The organism is Fictibacillus halophilus (genome assembly GCF_042680145.1).
GTDB lineage: Bacteria > Bacillota > Bacilli > Bacillales > Fictibacillaceae > Fictibacillus > Fictibacillus halophilus_A.
In genome coordinates, this window is sequence record NZ_JBHTNQ010000001.1 from 289,025 (window position 1) to 304,650 (window position 15,626).

Sequence of the window (15,626 nt, forward strand, 5' to 3'; positions counted from 1 at the left end):
TTTAGGGGGAACCGGTTTTTTTGTGTTGTTTAGTACCTGGTCATATAATTTGTTCATAATTCGACAAATATAAGTAGATGCTAAACACATAATCTGTGTTAAGATAGTTAAGATGTGAAATAAAGGAGACTGATTTTATGAGCGAACATTCGAAGTACGACATTCGTGAATGGAAAAAGAAATTAGCACCATTTGAGCGCCCGCGTATATCAGCAAGCGTATGGCAGTTAATTAATTCAGTAGGTCCATTCCTGATCTTATGGGTTTTAGCTTATCTGAGTTTAAATATATCGTTTTGGTTGACACTTCTTTGTGCAGTTCCAGCGGCAGGCTTCTTAGTCCGCACATTTATCATTTTTCATGATTGCACACACTATTCATTTTTTAAGAGCCGACGAGCTAATCAAATCGTTGGTATCTTCACAGGGCTATTTACTTTTTGTTCATATGAACAATGGAAAAACAGCCATGCAACTCATCATGCTACAAACGGAAACTTGGAAAAGCGAGGCGTCGGTGATGTCTGGACGATGACATTGCAAGAATATGCAGAAGCTTCATGGTTTAAAAGATTGCAATACCGAACATATCGCAACCCGATCGTTCTTTTCTTGATCGGCCCATTATATATCTTTTTAATCGATTACCGTTTTAATGCGAAAAATGCTTCGAAAAAGGAAAAGATCCATGTTTGGCTGACAAACGTTGCACTAGTAGCAATTGTTTTATCAGTAGGCTTTGCGATTGGATGGAAAGCATTCTTGCTAGTTGAACTTCCGATCTTTTATATTGCTACATTTTCTGGCGTTTGGCTGTTTTATGTACAGCATCAGTTTGAAGATGGGTATTTTGAGCATAACGAAAAGTGGAACTATGTAGAAGCTGCATTAAAGGGAAGTTCGTTCTACAAGCTTCCTAAAGTACTGCAATGGTTCACAGGAAACATCGGATTCCACCATGTGCATCACTTGAATTCCCGAGTTCCTAACTACCACCTTGAAAAAGCGCATAAAAGTGACCCGAGGCTTCAAGATGTTCCAACACTAACGCTTTTAACAAGCTTAAAGTCATTGACGTTTAAGCTGTGGGATGAACAGTCGAAGAAGTTTATCGGAAACAGAGATATCCGCAACTTTATCCGTAAAAATAAAACAGCATAAATGATATTGAGTCATCTGGAAATCCGTTGTAAGAGACGGGATGCCCAGGTGGCTCTTTTTTAATTAAAGTACCATTCCTTACCTCCTACTCATATATTGGTTATATGCCTACCTATTATAAGGAGGAGGGTTCAAATGAGGTTAAATGTACAATATATTCCTATGAACAAAATAAAGCCAAACATATCCATAAAAATTAACGAGCATGTTAAAAAGCTCAGAAATATAATGTGGGACTGCATGCACATTTTAGTTGTAAAAAAAGACAAAGATGGCAGTTTCACAATCATTAGCGGAAATGACAGATTCGAATATCTTCAAAAGCATACAAAAACGAAATATGCGCCATGTATTATAGATGAAAGCAGATTTACTGCTGAACTAAAGTATTGGTATTATCGAGTATTCAATCCAAAGAATTCTGAGAAAAATAATAAACACGAATCGTGGTATTTGAATCCTAAAAGTGTTTCAATTTTGCGCTCCTTTCTAAAAGAGGAACCACGTTTCAAACGTTTGTCACACATTCAAAAAACAAAGATATTAATCTTAGCAATGAGATATAAAAAAACAGTAATCTCATCCATGAAATTAAAAGTTGATGAATGCCTTTCAAAGAAAAATGAATGAACAGAAAAAGGAGATAAAAAAACGTGCACTCAATATTTCATGAGTGCACGTTTTAGTTCATATCCCATAAATCACTAACTTTAATGGTTGGATCGACTCTTTTGACAGCGGATAAGATTTTACGTATGGTTATCATTCTTGGACTTTTTCTAGGATTCGATGCTAATTCTTCTATTGTTTTTCTTTCTAAACCTGAAGTTCGTGTTAACCAGTCAGTATCTCTATTATGCCGTTCGAGCCAAATGCCAAGCTTACTGCGTTTCTGCTCCACTCTATTCATTTCGATGATACCCCCAAGTCATTTTCCTTTTTCTCTATACTATTTGTTACCCGCTTGTAAAAAACATAAACCTTTTTATGCAATTTTATACAACTTTTGAACTAAAATGGGAACTGCTTAGGATTAATAGATAAAGATTTTATAGTAAAAAAATCCTAAAACTAAGGGGTTAAAATTATTTAATTTGATGCAGGAATTCCTTTAGAGATAAAGAAAAAGCTTTGATAGAAAAGGCTTTTCGAATGTTGCTATTCAAAAATACATGTTAAGCCGTTAATTATTCTTGTGGAAAAATTTATAGGGACACAAATAATGTATCAAAGAAGTATATTCTTTTCTTTTTGAAAGATCTTCACTTATAGTGATAGCAAAGGTGGTGTCATAAATGGAGGATGTAAGAAGCTTATTTCATGTTCTGAACAGAAGATATAATCGTCTAGAAAAAGATTGCTGCCGTATTGAGGGGACAGGTATTTCACTTGTACATAGTCATATTCTCTACGAAATTGATAAGCATAACGCACCTTCCATGCAGCAGATTGCAGATTTGCTTAAAATTGATATTACAACTTTCAGCCGGCAGATCCAAACGCTTATAAAAATGGGACTTGTGATTAAAAGTGCCAATCCGTCAGATAAACGATTTTATTTCTTATCTTTAACGGAAAAAGGGAAGCGGACTGCAGATGAGATTAACATCTTGGTTATTTCTAATTTAAATGATATTTTTTCACAAATGAATGAATTTGAACGGGATACTGTCATTCATTCACTAAAGATCTTAACTAGGGCTATGGGGCAATTAAGAAGCAACAAGGTATTATGATAGTAAATTCATTCAAAACTTCTGAAAACCATTTTTGGGTTTTCTTTTTTTTGCTGTTTACGTAACCTTTGTTGCTATTTGAAAGGGTTGATTTCCGCTACAGGATGCTCGCATTCCTCAGCGCTTTGCGCCATTAGGAGTCTCGCACCTTGCGATCCAATCAACTAGGGTCAACGATGTGTCTTCAAGCAATCATCTTTTAAAAGAGTCTAACAAAAAGAGCACCTGAATATATCAGATACTCTGTTAAAATGAATGTATAAGTAAATATTACAAAGTATGGCTGTAACCTTTATCTAATTTCGTTCTTTCCTGACTGAAAGAAGAAAGTGAACGAGCAGCTGCTGCAATTGCGGGTCATGGATGTTTTTCTTGGTGAAATGACGTCTTACCAGATTTCGAATAATCACTTCACTCATTTTTCTTTTCCCCCTTTCTTGGTTTTCTCCATATTTCTCGCCTAATCGATAAAAATCCTCCAAAATGTCGAAACAATAGTACTCGTTCCCTAGATAAATAACTGAGAAGCAAATTGCAGGACAATGGATGGAGAAATGATTTGCTATTTTATAGAAGTGATTGGTAAATTATGTGATGAAGGATCATTTTTATATGATGAATTCGATTTTTTATGTGATTATTAGTAATATTTATGTGATTAAACTGTTTTTATATGTGATTGTTCCGCTTGAATTAGAACCAATCTCAGCCGGTATAAAATGAAAGGCTGTACCTGAAAAAACAAGAGAATACTGATGTTCAGCTGAATTCCAGTCCTCAAAATCTGAATGAACGACTTGAATGTTTGGATATGCTGAAAACTTGTCTTGTGTGAGCTTAGCGAGGTTCTCACCATATTCGATACATGTAATGTTCGTAAAGTTTTGTTTGATAAAACCTTCCGTTGCTTTTCCAGTTCCGCAGCCGATTTCAAGAAGTTGATCATCTGGCTGTAAATTAGCGTAATGAAAAATATCTTTATAAAGTTGATTAGGGTAATTCGGACGATATTTTTCATAGGATGAGGCAACAAAATTAAACGATTGTTTAAGAGCGTTCATATGTAATCAGCACCTTCTGAGAGATTTGAGGAAAATGATACCAAATTTCAGGCTGGTTGAATAGGGTGAATTGTGTCTAAATTGTAGGGGGTCTGACCCGGGTCAGACCCCCCTGTTATTTTTCGTTCATTTTCCCTTATGTTCTATAGGATTTGCCTCCCTACATATGATGGGATGATGAATAACTTCTGAGGGGGAGGTAAAATGAGCGGCAGAAATTACTTAAGGTGGTCTCAAATTCCTTATCCAGGAGAGCAATATCCCCCAATGAATGCTGTTACGCCTGAAGCAGGTTCGTGGCCGATGTTTTTCGTGTCAAGAAGAGGTCAAGATTTCCTGGATCCCTTTGGGCAGAAAATACGATGGAACATCAAAAACCCAAATACGATTAATTGGGAAAGTGAGCTAATTATAGTCAAACAAACACTTCAAAATATTACCCCTCAGCAGATTCGTATTGCTCAAAGCTGGGGAACAGGAGAGGTAAGTAAACAGGTCTTACCAGTCATCTATAACATGATGGAAACGTATGGTCTTGCTTCAACGAAAGCAGCCAGGTTTTTAGGTTTTTATCATGCGGCTATTAATGATGCTTTTGTAATGGCATGGCACTTTAAGTATCTCTGGGATGTGGCGCGTCCTTGTCAATATGACCGCAATTTGGTACCCGTTTTATTCACTCCTCGTTTTCCGGGTTATCCTTCAGCACATGCTGTTATGGCTGGCTGCTCAGAGATAATATTAAGTTATTATTTTCCTCAAGAGAGGTATCGGATCAATCAATGGATGGAAGAGTGTGCGATGTCCCGTCTATATGCAGGAGTACACTTTAAAGTGGATAATGACGAGGGTCTCGCGCTCGGCAGGCAGCTCGGGCAGATTGTTGTAAACCTGATAAAATCGCAGAATATATAAAGAAAAACCGGACGCAGCGGTCCGGTTTTTTTAATACCCTCTATAAACATATTCCTCTCCAGGCTTGTCGATTTCTTTCCAGCTTTCCACTTTTACATAAGGGATATCAGCCTTAAAGGGCTGATAATACATCGTTTCAATGGTGCCATCGACTTCGATCCACTTATCGTTCGGGAAGGTAGTCCCTTTTGGGAATTCAACCATCATACCGAAAACCCCAGAATCTGCAATACAATGAATCACACCAAAACGAAGAAGAAAGAGTTCGTTGCTTTTATTTTTCGATTGATCCTCAGCGTTATAGGTAAAACCTTTAAACTGAACATCTTTGCCAAGGAAAATCCCTGGTTTGTAGTAGATGCTTTCCATTCCTTTTAAATAATTCTTGTCGTTAAGCACGACTTTATCGCCTTTTGTAAAAGGCTTTAACTCTTTGTCCATAATGGTGTTGTAGCTTTCTTTCCCGTAATACACGCTGGTGTCAGGCTTTAAAAACTGGTGCTCTCCAAAATCACCTTCATTCTCGAGACCTTTAAAGTGAAATCCTTTCGTTTTAACTGTCTCTGAGTCCAGAGAAGCGATTGGGAAAAATAACCCCGAAATGATTGGGAAAATCAGAAGGCTGTTAACCGTCATATTTTTTAATCGGGACGTTTTTTTGTGATGATCGTGACCGCAATCAGGCACCGCGCATGTTTCGTCATGCTGGTGATCATCGTCTTCGCTTTTTCCATATATATAAAACTGGACAAGCGTTAGAAAACCTAAGATAAAGATAGCTGAAAAAGAGATATACGAATATTTCATGTTAATGTATTTGCTGATATCACCTGTGGCATGCAGATGCATAAACAAAAAGGTAAATCCGATTAAAATCAGGATGCGTATCATAACAATGGCACCTCCTTTTTATAAAAATAATGATCCGATCAATACAAGCACGGTTATATATCCAATAAGGCTTAGTACTAATTTTTTCTGAAAAGCACCGAGCATCATAAGCACGTTTTTGATATCAAGCATCGGTCCGTACACTAAAAACGCCACGATGGAACCGATTGTAAAGGTGCTTTGGAATGAGGATGCGATGAATGCATCTGCTTCAGAACAAAGAGATAATACGAAAGCTAAGCCCATCATAACAAGGGATGAAGACACTTCCCCTTGTCCAATCGCTAAAAGTGTTGATGTCTTCACATACGTCTGCATTCCTGCAGCAATTAAAGCACCGATCACGAGGTACTTTCCAACTGAGAAAAATTCTTCAACCGCATGTACAAACGTACCTTTAAGTTTGTTGAAAAATGAAACAGGCTGTGCTTCGATTGCTGCAGCCGTTTCGTTAGCTGCCGGATTCTTGGACAAATCACGAATCTCGTTTTTAAGGACTTTTGCATTCTTAAATTGAACAGCGAGAATAAATCCGACCAGTATAGCAACAACCATCGCGAGTCCGCCTCTGTAAATCATAACGTCCCACTGATTCCCGAAAGCAACAAAAGTAGAAAATAAGACAACAGGGTTAATGATAGGACCTGTAAGCATAAATGGAATCGCTGCAAAGACAGGTACGCCTTTTGCAATCAGCCTGCGTGTGATGGGGACAATGCCGCACTCACAAGCAGGGAATATAGCACCTAAAAAAACTGCAAATAAAACAGCCAAAACTTTGTTTTTCGGCATGATGCGTGCCACCATTTCTTCGGTAACAAACATCTGAATAACTCCGGCAATGAGCACTCCTATAAGAACAAAAGGAAGTGCTTCAATGAGGATGCTAATAAATACGGTATTCATCTGTAAAAACGTTTTGTCGAGCATCCGAATATCCTCCAAACTCGTAACTTCTTTAACGAACAAAATATAGATTTCAAAACAAGACAATAATCAACTAAGCATATACACTATAACTCAAAATTCAAAGGAAAATAAATGGTAAAAGAAGAATTAGAATAAAATGGGAAATGGGGACTGTCCCCTTACAATTTATTTCCCGCACATGCAATTGGTTTTCTTGAAAATCTCACCCTCCTGGATTATTGTAAATGAATGCTCAATGATTATGATAAAAAGGGTAATGATAATAAAAAGAGATGAGAGAAGGGCTGCCTATGATTCGCACGTTAGCGGTAGTTGATCAAAAAGTAATAATAAATCCTCCTTTAGAGCGCTTAGATGAGATGCAGGCAGACTGGGTTTGGGTTGATTTTGACAGTCCGATAAAAAAAGAAACAAACCTGCTGAGATCCTTTTTTAATTTCCACCCACTGGCTGTGGAAGACTGTGTAAATAATTTGCAGAGACCAAAAGTAGAGTTTTATGAAGAGCACTTGTTTTACGTCGCTCATGCATTGGATGAAGAAACTCTGGAAGCTACAGAAGTGGACATCTTTACGACAAAAAACATGGTGGTCACTTTTCATAAAACAGAAGTTCCAGAGATTGATTTTGTGTGGAACTATTTAAAAGATCTAAAGACCGTTCCGCCTGAACTTGGGAAAAATGAACTCATTCATAAATTAATGGACAAGCTTGTAGATATGTATTTTCCAATCATGCATAAGCTTGAAGAGCGCGTTATCTCGATTGAAAGCAACGAGGATGATGAAGCACCTAAGCTGATTAACCAGATCTTTGATATACGTGCTGATCTGCTTTCATTGCGGAAAACGGTTGTACCGATGAGAGAACTTCTTTATCGAATGCTGGAGTCAAAGCGCGTTGGACTGGATGCAGAAGAAAGATCTTATTTTCATGATATCTATGATCACCTTTTAAGATTAACGGATATGATGACCTCTGCCCGTGAGATGACGTCTGATATCCGCGACAATTATATATCTCTTAACTCATACCGGATGAACAACATCATGAAAACATTAACGGTAATCACAACAATCTTCATGCCTTTAACCTTTATCGCGGGTCTCTATGGGATGAACTTTGTTTATATGCCAGAACTGAAATCTGAAAATGGATATTTTTATGTGCTGGGGTTCATGATCCTATTAGGAGTCATGATGTCATTATGGTTTAAGAAAAAAGGCTGGTTTGAACAGGATTAACTCACTGTTTAAAACCCTCTGAACAGGGGAACCTACTTGTAAAGAACCCGTTTGGAGGGAAACAGATGAAAAAAGATATTATCGGTACATATGCAAGAGAAGAAGAGGCAGTTGGGGCTATTAAAGCACTTGTTGAAAAAGGTTACAAGCCGTCTGAAATTTCGATCGTCGCTAAAGATGATGAAATCGTTGACAATGTGGCAGATGAAACACATGTGAATGAAGAAAAAGTGTTGGATGATGATATTGATAGTGCTACATATGGCACCATCGCAGGTTTCTTAACTGGCATCGGCGGGGGAATCGCCGTTCCTGGGCTGGGTGTTCCAGGAGTAGGACCGCTTCTTGCCGCAGGTCCTTTTGCAGCGATGTTTGATGACGGGGAAAACGATATGAAAGAAATTCTTGTGAAAATGGATGTTTCAGAAGATGAAGCAGAACGTTATATGCAGGATTTAGAAGACGGAAAAATTATCGTGATGGTCGAACATAAATAAATCATTGAAAAGGGCGCCTTGAGAGGGTGCTCTTTTTTATTCGAATAGAATACAGGCATAGGGAGAAAATAAACTCAAACTTTGACCTAAGCAGGGTGATGCTATATGTTACGGCGGAAAAAAAGAACAAGTTATACACTGCTTCCTTTACTGGGCCTGGTATTTACCGGCGGATTTTTTGCGTTTTTAACAACGATCAGAAATCAAGAGCCTTACCGTTCACTTGATAAAAGGTGGAGTCGTTCCATTTATGACTCGAATAGTTTTTCAAATCCATTAATGGTGTTTTTTTCTCGAATCGGATCAGGATTTTTCACTGTACCTCTTGGGTTAATGCTGTTCTTTAGCTATCAAAATACAGGGAATCGAGACAAGAGCAAATTAATTCTTTTTAATGTGATTGGGATAAGGATTTTGAATGCACTTTTTAAACAGTTGTTTAAAAGAAAGCCTCCGGAATGGGAAAGATTAATTAAAGCAAGCAAGTATGGCTATCCAAGTGCACATACAATGAATGCTGCAGGGTTTTATGGATTATTGCTCTTTTTATCAGGAATGTGGAGAAACTTGTGGGCTCTTTTAGTATCAGTCATTTTTTTGATTATGATTGGAGTCAGCCGTATAAAGCTGGGAATTCACTATATTCTAGATATGATTGCTGGGATTACCGGCGGTTTATTTTTAAACCTGTTAAGCATTAAAACATACAAATTGTTCTTCCGACGCTGATTTTGTTTCAGCGTTTTTTATTTGAAACTTTTTCCATTCCGAAAACGTTAAACAAACTAGAGAGAATAGGGAGTATAGAGTATAGGGGGAGATTTTTATGGGGATGTTAGATATCGTTTTTGCTATTATAATTTTCGCAGGCATGGGAATGGCTATTTATTATTTTTTTAAGAACATAAATGATAAAAAGAAATCAGAGCCAGTGTATGGATTATCATATAGCGGTGAATATATGCAAAAGAACTTTTGGACGAATGAGATTGTAATAATTGTGATTATTACACAAGGATTTGGCTTCTTAAAATTATCTTTAGCTGTGAACAGCATGATGCTTTGTTTAATTGTAATTCTTACGCTTTTATACTTTACACAAATTTTGCGCGGTGCGATCGGGAAGAACGGCATTGTGTCTGCGAAACACTTTTATGAGTGGAGACAAGTTGATTCTGTGGAATGGATCACGGGACTTCAAGCAGAAAATCCAGGATATCCAAGCTGGGGGCTTGTTCGTTTTCACACAGGCAGCCGTTACGTTGAATTTATTATTAAGAAAAAAGCAGAAGAGGAAGTACGGTCATTTGTAGAAGAGAAGATGAACTTCGCAAAAGCGAACTAGGTCAATGGATTTGTTTTTGTTGTAAAAGGGTATTCTGTTTTTTTCCTCGAATAAGTTAAATGTAAAAGGGAAAAGGTGGTTCCAAATATGAAACCATGGATCAAAGCAGGTTTAATCACAGCTGGCGTAATTGTTCTTCTCAGCACATTTTTTATTGGAAACCAAGCAGAAAAAGCAGTAGTACAGCAAGGCAGCTTTAATACGGATTCACTTTATATCGTCAGTGTTTTATTAGGAGCGTCTCTAATCGCTGTCGGATTAAGGATTAAGGGTAATAAAAGTAAAGCAATAACTCCTAAAAACAGTGCAAAATAAGCACTGTTTTTAACGTTTTTTGTAGGTCATACCAATCTTTTGTATAATACGAGTAGTTAACTATTAATTGTGTCAGAGGAGACAAACATGAAATACGAAGATTTTAAAGAAATTGTACACGGCAGAAGAAGCGTCCGTAAGTTTACAGATGAAGGTGTTGCAGAGGAAGATCTATATGAAATCATGGATTGTGCACGCTATGCACCTAGTGACACAAACTCACAGACGTGGGAATTTATTGTGATCCGTAATAGAGATAAAGTGAAAAAGATCGAAGAAATGACTTGGGATGCCATTCACAAACTTGCCGCAAAAGCAGAAGAGAACGGAAAGACGAAGGAAGCGAAACTGCTAACACGTTCCTTTGGCCCTTATGCTACTGCATTCTCGGGAGCTCCCGTTTTAATCATCTGTTTAGCAACTCCGTATGAATCTAAATTCCGTGATAAAATCTTTGATCCGATCGAGCTTGCAGAAGAGTCCGTTTGGGAAGAAGAAGGCATCAAGAGCAGCTGCCTTGCTATCCAGAACTTAATGCTCGCAGCCCACGCTCGTGGTCTAGGGTCATGTCCGATGACAGGACCAGTTTTGCTCGCACAGGACGCCATCCGTGAATATTTAGATATTCCTGCTCAAAAGCAGATCAATATGGTAATCTCACTAGGCCATCCGCAAGACCAGCCGAAAAAACTGGCTCGAAAAGCAGTTGAAGAGATTGTAACCTATGTAGATTAATATGAAACCGGCTATCTGGGTTAGTTATTGACCTGGAGCAGCCGGTTTTTTGTTTTGTAAGGGAAATTGGCGCTCGTTCGCGAGGATTTATGCTCACTGAACGAGCGCTTTTTAAGATTTACGAGCGCTTTTTAAGATTTACGAGCGCTTTTTAAGATTTACGAGCGCTTTTTAAGATTTACGAGCGCTTTTTAAGATTTACGAGCGCTTTTTAAGATTTACGAGCGCTTTTTAAGATTTACGAGCGCTTTTTAAGATTTACGAGCGCTTTTTAAGATTTATGAGCGACATCTTCATCAGAAAAAAATGGAAAAAGGATTTTTTTCGACATTTAGCGAATATATGCAGGATAAAAGTATGATGAATAAAGAAAGAGGAACATCTATGAAAGAAACTTTTGATTTAATAGACTTTGCGCTGCAAAAGAGCGGTCTTGAATCTCTTAAAGATACCACTCAGGTTCAATACTTAGGTGAAGGCGCATGGCATCAGGCATATCTTGTTCAGCTGCGTGTTGGAGAAGCAGTTGTTGTACGGTTTCCAAAGGCGGAAGCTTACGGGAAGAAGGTAGCATTTGACGAGGCGGCAACATTTGCAGAATACGCAGGAACAAAAGCCTATTACGAACTGGCAAACAGCGTGAAACCTGGTATCTGTCCGGAGTTTTTTCATTATCATGTTGAAAAAGATAAGACGTTTACCGTTGAATCGTATGCTGGAAAAGCGATAAAACTTGAGAGCTTTACGTTCATGGAAGCATTTCAGGCTGGTGCAGAAATGGGTGAATTTTTCCGAAATATGAACACGGCCCAGCACGGTTTAAAGGGATTCGGATACTTGAAGTGGAATGGTACAGCCGTTGAAGGACAGTTTCAGTCGAGTGTCACTGATTTTATGAAGGAAGAAAATCAAGAATACTTATGCGATTTTAAAGAGTTTATCCAAAATTACGATCAGCCGATTCTCCCATCAGCAATGACTTATTTAGAAGAATGCATGAATAACAGGGAGATTGATTCACACATTGTACTTACAAACCAGGATACTTCTCCTGAAAATATATTGCTTCATGCAGATGGAAGGGTAAGTCTAATTGACCCCGTTCCGCTTTTATACAGCGGAGATTCTTTAGCTGGTAACTTTTTAAACAATTATCATACACTGTACCCTGCATTTTTTAATGCACCCCGTTATGCGAAACATCAGTTTGACCGTTTTGAAGAAAAGCTGCAAACCATAGCTGATGGATTTATGGAAGGCTATTGCAATGGTGATGCTGCTGTAAGAAGACGGGTCAAACAAGAGGAGTTTATTAAACTGACAAGCTTAACTGCTTTTCAGCATAAAGTCTTGCATTCTGACATGACGTTAGAACAGAAAATTCGTTACGGAGAAAAAGCTGCGATCGCCAACAGAATACCTGTACTTCTTAAAAGAATAGAAGAATTTCAATGGGATGATGAAAAAAGCGGAACGAAGTTGGCATAACGTGCATAGCATAGGCATATTCTTAATTTGAAAACTGACAGTTGAACCATAAGCTTTTTGTACGACTTTTTAAAGTTTTCAAAAAACGGTTGACTTTTAAAAACCGAATGGACTATAATCCTATTCAAGAACAAAACAAACATCAACACGTTAATGTGTTAAATATAATTTGATATCTCTTATCCAGAGAGGCGGAGGGACTAGGCCCGATGAAGCCCGGCAACCAACAAACCACATTAGGTTTGGAAAGGTGCCAATTCCTACAGATCATTTTTTTGATCTGGCAGATAAGAGGAGGCCCAAAACCCTCTTCTTAGGAAGGGGGTTTTTCTTTTTTTCCTCTTCTAAACTTCACAACAACTTCATCTCAAATTTTTATTTTTCATTTTTGAAATTGCATATCGGTTAAGGGAAAAGTTATAACTTATATCCCTAGTTTTCCTATACATTTTATCGGTATAAAACACAAAAAGGAGAGGTTTATATGACAAAATCTTTTGATGGATACGATATTGACACATTGCTTTTACACGGAGGGCAAGCGCCTGATCCAACAACAGGCTCGCGGGCTGTACCAGTCTACCAAACAACGTCTTATGTTTTTTCGGATACGGACCACGCACAGAGCTTATTTGCTCTTGAAGAGCCAGGAAACATTTACAGCCGAATCGGTAATCCGACAGTTGACGTATTTGAAAAAAGAGTAGCACTTCTTGAAGACGGAGTGGCTGCAGTCGCAACTTCCTCAGGTATGTCAGCGATCGCACTCGCCATTTTAAATATTGCAGAAGCGGGTGATGAGATCGTAGCTGCGACAAACCTTTATGGTGGCACTTACAATCTATTTTCTATCACTCTTCCGAAATACGGTATCAACGTAAAATTTGTTGATGCCGAGGATCCAGAGAATTTCAGAAAAGCAGTAACTCCGAACACGAAAGCGTTCTTTGCTGAAACAATCGGTAATCCTAGTTTAAACGTACTTGATATTGAGGCTGTTGCAGATATTGCACACGAAAACGGAGTGCCGCTTTTAATCGACAATACGTTCGCAACTCCATATGTCACAAAGCCATTAAGCTGGGGAGCAGATATTGTTATTCATTCGGCTACAAAATGGATTGGCGGACACGGCACAGCAATCGGCGGAGTGGTCGTTGATGGCGGACGCTTTAATTGGAACTCTGAAAAATTCCCAGGATTCACTGAACCGGATCGCAGTTATAACGGTTTGAGATATGCTGTTGATTTTGGAACACTCGCATTCGCTACAAAACTTCGGGTTCAGCTTTTACGTGATTTTGGTGCTTGTTTGAGCCCGCACAATGCATTCCTCCTTTTACAAGGATTAGAAACGCTGCATCTTCGTGTTGAAAAACATGCGAAAAATGCACAGGCAGTTGCAGAGTATCTCGACAAACATCCTGCAGTCGATTGGGTATCATACCCTGGGCTTGAGGCACATCCAAGTCATGAGCTGGCTAAAAAATATTTAAGCAACGGTTTTGGTTCGATCGTGAACTTCGGAATAAAAGGCGGGCGTGATGCTGGGCGTAAAGTAATCAACAACATCTCGTTATGGTCACATGTAGCGAACGTTGGTGATGCAAAATCTCTGATCATCCACCCAGCATCTACGACTCATCAGCAATTGAGTGATGAAGAGTTAAAAGCCACCGGAGTAACTGAGGAACTTATCCGTTTATCAATCGGTCTCGAATCGGTAAAAGATTTAACGAACGATCTGGACCGCGCGATTCAGGCGGCAACGGGAATTGAATCGGAAAATAGAGAGATCACGATCAACGATGAAGGAGTAATCCGCTGGGCATTGCAGTCGTCACTATACAGAGCAGTAGAAAACGGCCAGGAGATTCAGCGGCCAAAGACACTTGCAATCGTCGGGTTAAGTTCCAATCCGGCAAGACCTAGCCACAGACTTGCACGTAAAATGCAGCGTCTTGGATATAAGATCGTACCGGTAAATCCGAGAGAAACGGAAGTGCTCGATGAAAAAGCTTATCCAGATCTAAAGTCCATTCCGTTCCCGATCGATGTGGTTCAAGTATTTAGAAGTCCTGAAGCAGCTATTGAACTTGCGAAAGAAGCTGCGATCACCCAGCCAAAAGTATTCTGGCTTCAAGAAGGAGTCATCTCACCGGAAGCAGCGAGGATCGCAAAAGAAGCGGGGATCGATGTTGTTCATAACCGCTGTACCTATAAGGAAGCCCAGCGTTTAAGAGGTACGATTGCAACGTATGCGTGTGAAGTATAAAGAGATAAAAAAAATAGAGATAACAAAAGTGGAGGGAAATTGATATGAAAAGTTGGTGGAAAGGAACGCTGCTCGTTAGTTTAGCAGCTGCACTGTTATTAGCGGGCTGTTCGAGCTCAGCAAAAGAAGGAGAAAAACCGGAAAAAATCAGATTGGATTATGCGTTCTATTCGCCAACAAGTCTGGCACTGAAAAAGTTTGGCTGGGCAGAAGAGGAATTTAAAAAAGATGGTATTGAAGTAGAATGGGTGCAAAGTCAGGGAAGCAACAAAGCGCTGGAGTTTCTGAATTCCGATAGTGTGGACTTTGGTTCCACTGCGGGGGCAGCTGCACTTATTGCAAAAGACAAAGGGGCACCGATCGAATCTGTATATATCTATTCAAAGCCTGAATGGACAGCATTAGTTGCAAAAGATGGAAGCGCAATTAAGGATGTAAAAGATCTTAAAGGAAAAAAGGTAGCCGCAACATTCGGAACAGATCCTCACATCTTTTTATTACGTGCACTTAGTGAAGCTGGACTTTCAGCAAAAGATGTTCAAATCGTAAACCTTCAGCATGCTGATGGTGCAAACGCTCTAATCAAAGGCCAAGTTGATGCATGGGCAGGACTGGATCCGCACATGGCAAGAACAGAGTTAGAATCTGGAGGAAAGTATATCTACCGAAATCCTGATTTTAATACGTACGGAACGCTGAATGTACGTTCAGATTTTGCTAAGAATCATCCAAAGCAAGTGGAACAAGTGATTGAGCTTTACGAAAAAGCAAGAAAATGGACACTGGAAAATCCAGAAGAAGCAGCAAAACTTTTATCTGAGGAGGCGGGGATTAAAGAAGATGTCGCTAAAAAACAACTCGAACGAAATAACTTCTCGGAACCTGTTCCAGGATCACAGCACGAAAAAGCTATATCGGCTGCAGGCGAAGTACTTCAGACAGAAGAGATTGTCAAAAAGGATACAGACATTGAGAAACTCGTAAAAGAATTAATAAATCCAAAGTTTGCTGAAAAAGTAATCAAAAAATAACGA

Annotated in this window: 18 protein-coding genes and 1 riboswitch; of the genes, 13 read left to right on the plus strand and 5 right to left on the minus strand. The window is 38.9% G+C overall.

The genetic code is table 11. The annotated features are described in order from the left end of the window. Positions 1 to 137: 137 nt before the first annotated feature. Positions 138 to 1,160: a fatty acid desaturase gene (locus ACFQ4X_RS01490; protein ID WP_226536593.1), complete on the plus strand. Its 1,023-nt coding sequence runs from the start codon at positions 138 to 140 to the stop codon at positions 1,158 to 1,160. Positions 1,161 to 1,295: 135 nt separating this feature from the next. Further along, a complete protein-coding gene (locus ACFQ4X_RS01495) occupies positions 1,296 to 1,790 on the plus strand; it encodes a hypothetical protein (protein ID WP_379832799.1) in 495 nt (164 codons plus the stop codon). A gap of 52 nt (positions 1,791 to 1,842) precedes the next feature. Here ACFQ4X_RS01495 and ACFQ4X_RS01500 read toward each other — a convergent pair whose 3' ends face one another. After that, the gene (locus ACFQ4X_RS01500; protein ID WP_066286900.1) at positions 1,843 to 2,070 is read right to left on the minus strand and encodes a hypothetical protein; all 228 of its coding nucleotides are present in this window, start codon (positions 2,068 to 2,070) and stop codon (positions 1,843 to 1,845) included. Between the two features lie 385 nt (positions 2,071 to 2,455). Here ACFQ4X_RS01500 and ACFQ4X_RS01505 point away from each other — a divergent pair, with 385 nt between their 5' ends. Further along, on the plus strand, positions 2,456 to 2,896 hold the full coding sequence (locus tag ACFQ4X_RS01505) for a MarR family winged helix-turn-helix transcriptional regulator (RefSeq protein ID WP_379832800.1): 441 nt from the start codon (positions 2,456 to 2,458) through the stop codon (positions 2,894 to 2,896). A 296-nt stretch (positions 2,897 to 3,192) separates the two neighbouring features. Here ACFQ4X_RS01505 and ACFQ4X_RS01510 read toward each other — a convergent pair whose 3' ends face one another. Beyond that, the gene (locus ACFQ4X_RS01510) at positions 3,193 to 3,315 is read right to left on the minus strand and encodes a hypothetical protein (protein ID WP_379832801.1); all 123 of its coding nucleotides are present in this window, start codon (positions 3,313 to 3,315) and stop codon (positions 3,193 to 3,195) included. 231 nt (positions 3,316 to 3,546) lie between these two features. Beyond that, entirely contained in the window at positions 3,547 to 3,957 is a 411-nt protein-coding gene (locus tag ACFQ4X_RS01515) for an rRNA adenine N-6-methyltransferase family protein (protein ID WP_379832802.1), read from the minus strand. A gap of 204 nt (positions 3,958 to 4,161) precedes the next feature. On the opposite strand from ACFQ4X_RS01515, the gene ACFQ4X_RS01520 reads away from it, so the two are divergent. Further along, complete coding sequence (locus ACFQ4X_RS01520) at positions 4,162 to 4,872, plus strand: vanadium-dependent haloperoxidase (protein ID WP_379832803.1); 711 nt, start codon at positions 4,162 to 4,164, stop codon at positions 4,870 to 4,872. A gap of 30 nt (positions 4,873 to 4,902) precedes the next feature. Here ACFQ4X_RS01520 and ACFQ4X_RS01525 read toward each other — a convergent pair whose 3' ends face one another. Beyond that, positions 4,903 to 5,763: a TIGR03943 family putative permease subunit gene (locus ACFQ4X_RS01525; protein WP_379832804.1), complete on the minus strand. Its 861-nt coding sequence runs from the start codon at positions 5,761 to 5,763 to the stop codon at positions 4,903 to 4,905. An 18-nt stretch (positions 5,764 to 5,781) separates the two neighbouring features. Continuing rightward, positions 5,782 to 6,693, minus strand: coding sequence for a permease (locus ACFQ4X_RS01530; protein WP_379832805.1), 912 nt, complete (start codon positions 6,691 to 6,693; stop codon positions 5,782 to 5,784). 290 nt (positions 6,694 to 6,983) lie between these two features. Here ACFQ4X_RS01530 and corA point away from each other — a divergent pair, with 290 nt between their 5' ends. The 9 genes from corA (at position 6,984) to ACFQ4X_RS01575 (ending at position 15,623) form a co-directional block, all read left to right on the plus strand. Continuing rightward, positions 6,984 to 7,937, plus strand: a complete 954-nt coding sequence (gene corA, locus ACFQ4X_RS01535; protein WP_379832806.1) for a magnesium/cobalt transporter CorA — start codon at positions 6,984 to 6,986, stop codon at positions 7,935 to 7,937. A gap of 65 nt (positions 7,938 to 8,002) precedes the next feature. Next, positions 8,003 to 8,434, plus strand: coding sequence for a general stress protein (locus tag ACFQ4X_RS01540; RefSeq protein WP_379832807.1), 432 nt, complete (start codon positions 8,003 to 8,005; stop codon positions 8,432 to 8,434). Between the two features lie 105 nt (positions 8,435 to 8,539). Next, on the plus strand, positions 8,540 to 9,163 hold the full coding sequence (locus tag ACFQ4X_RS01545) for a phosphatase PAP2 family protein (RefSeq protein WP_379832808.1): 624 nt from the start codon (positions 8,540 to 8,542) through the stop codon (positions 9,161 to 9,163). Positions 9,164 to 9,260: 97 nt separating this feature from the next. Further along, positions 9,261 to 9,779 (plus strand): hypothetical protein, encoded by a 519-nt coding sequence (locus ACFQ4X_RS01550; protein ID WP_379832809.1) that lies wholly within the window; start codon positions 9,261 to 9,263, stop codon positions 9,777 to 9,779. A gap of 87 nt (positions 9,780 to 9,866) precedes the next feature. Further along, entirely contained in the window at positions 9,867 to 10,094 is a 228-nt protein-coding gene (locus ACFQ4X_RS01555; RefSeq protein WP_379832810.1) for a hypothetical protein, read from the plus strand. A gap of 87 nt (positions 10,095 to 10,181) precedes the next feature. After that, positions 10,182 to 10,829, plus strand: a complete 648-nt coding sequence (locus ACFQ4X_RS01560; RefSeq protein WP_379832811.1) for a nitroreductase family protein — start codon at positions 10,182 to 10,184, stop codon at positions 10,827 to 10,829. 357 nt (positions 10,830 to 11,186) lie between these two features. Continuing rightward, positions 11,187 to 12,317, plus strand: a complete 1,131-nt coding sequence (locus ACFQ4X_RS01565; protein ID WP_379832812.1) for a hypothetical protein — start codon at positions 11,187 to 11,189, stop codon at positions 12,315 to 12,317. A gap of 176 nt (positions 12,318 to 12,493) precedes the next feature. Continuing rightward, positions 12,494 to 12,611, plus strand: a riboswitch (SAM riboswitch). Positions 12,612 to 12,801: 190 nt separating this feature from the next. After that, positions 12,802 to 14,592 (plus strand): PLP-dependent aspartate aminotransferase family protein, encoded by a 1,791-nt coding sequence (locus ACFQ4X_RS01570; protein WP_379832813.1) that lies wholly within the window; start codon positions 12,802 to 12,804, stop codon positions 14,590 to 14,592. 44 nt (positions 14,593 to 14,636) lie between these two features. Next, positions 14,637 to 15,623, plus strand: a complete 987-nt coding sequence (locus ACFQ4X_RS01575) for an aliphatic sulfonate ABC transporter substrate-binding protein (protein WP_379832814.1) — start codon at positions 14,637 to 14,639, stop codon at positions 15,621 to 15,623. Positions 15,624 to 15,626 lie beyond the last annotated feature (3 nt).

What these genes read in the sequence shown, in the direction of transcription:
- ACFQ4X_RS01490 (WP_226536593.1), top strand. Translation starts at nt 138, where the DNA reads ATGAGCGAACATTCGAAGTACGACATTCGTGAATGGAAAAAGAAATTA.
- ACFQ4X_RS01495 (WP_379832799.1), top strand. Translation starts at nt 1,296, where the DNA reads ATGAGGTTAAATGTACAATATATTCCTATGAACAAAATAAAGCCAAAC.
- ACFQ4X_RS01500 (WP_066286900.1), bottom strand. Translation starts at nt 2,070, where the DNA reads ATGAATAGAGTGGAGCAGAAACGCAGTAAGCTTGGCATTTGGCTCGAA.
- ACFQ4X_RS01505 (WP_379832800.1), top strand. Translation starts at nt 2,456, where the DNA reads ATGGAGGATGTAAGAAGCTTATTTCATGTTCTGAACAGAAGATATAAT.
- ACFQ4X_RS01510 (WP_379832801.1), bottom strand. Translation starts at nt 3,315, where the DNA reads ATGAGTGAAGTGATTATTCGAAATCTGGTAAGACGTCATTTCACCAAG.
- ACFQ4X_RS01515 (WP_379832802.1), bottom strand. Translation starts at nt 3,957, where the DNA reads ATGAACGCTCTTAAACAATCGTTTAATTTTGTTGCCTCATCCTATGAA.
- ACFQ4X_RS01520 (WP_379832803.1), top strand. Translation starts at nt 4,162, where the DNA reads ATGAGCGGCAGAAATTACTTAAGGTGGTCTCAAATTCCTTATCCAGGA.
- ACFQ4X_RS01525 (WP_379832804.1), bottom strand. Translation starts at nt 5,763, where the DNA reads ATGATACGCATCCTGATTTTAATCGGATTTACCTTTTTGTTTATGCAT.
- ACFQ4X_RS01530 (WP_379832805.1), bottom strand. Translation starts at nt 6,693, where the DNA reads ATGCTCGACAAAACGTTTTTACAGATGAATACCGTATTTATTAGCATC.
- corA (WP_379832806.1), top strand. Translation starts at nt 6,984, where the DNA reads ATGATTCGCACGTTAGCGGTAGTTGATCAAAAAGTAATAATAAATCCT.
- ACFQ4X_RS01540 (WP_379832807.1), top strand. Translation starts at nt 8,003, where the DNA reads ATGAAAAAAGATATTATCGGTACATATGCAAGAGAAGAAGAGGCAGTT.
- ACFQ4X_RS01545 (WP_379832808.1), top strand. Translation starts at nt 8,540, where the DNA reads ATGTTACGGCGGAAAAAAAGAACAAGTTATACACTGCTTCCTTTACTG.
- ACFQ4X_RS01550 (WP_379832809.1), top strand. Translation starts at nt 9,261, where the DNA reads ATGGGGATGTTAGATATCGTTTTTGCTATTATAATTTTCGCAGGCATG.
- ACFQ4X_RS01555 (WP_379832810.1), top strand. Translation starts at nt 9,867, where the DNA reads ATGAAACCATGGATCAAAGCAGGTTTAATCACAGCTGGCGTAATTGTT.
- ACFQ4X_RS01560 (WP_379832811.1), top strand. Translation starts at nt 10,182, where the DNA reads ATGAAATACGAAGATTTTAAAGAAATTGTACACGGCAGAAGAAGCGTC.
- ACFQ4X_RS01565 (WP_379832812.1), top strand. Translation starts at nt 11,187, where the DNA reads ATGATGAATAAAGAAAGAGGAACATCTATGAAAGAAACTTTTGATTTA.
- ACFQ4X_RS01570 (WP_379832813.1), top strand. Translation starts at nt 12,802, where the DNA reads ATGACAAAATCTTTTGATGGATACGATATTGACACATTGCTTTTACAC.
- ACFQ4X_RS01575 (WP_379832814.1), top strand. Translation starts at nt 14,637, where the DNA reads ATGAAAAGTTGGTGGAAAGGAACGCTGCTCGTTAGTTTAGCAGCTGCA.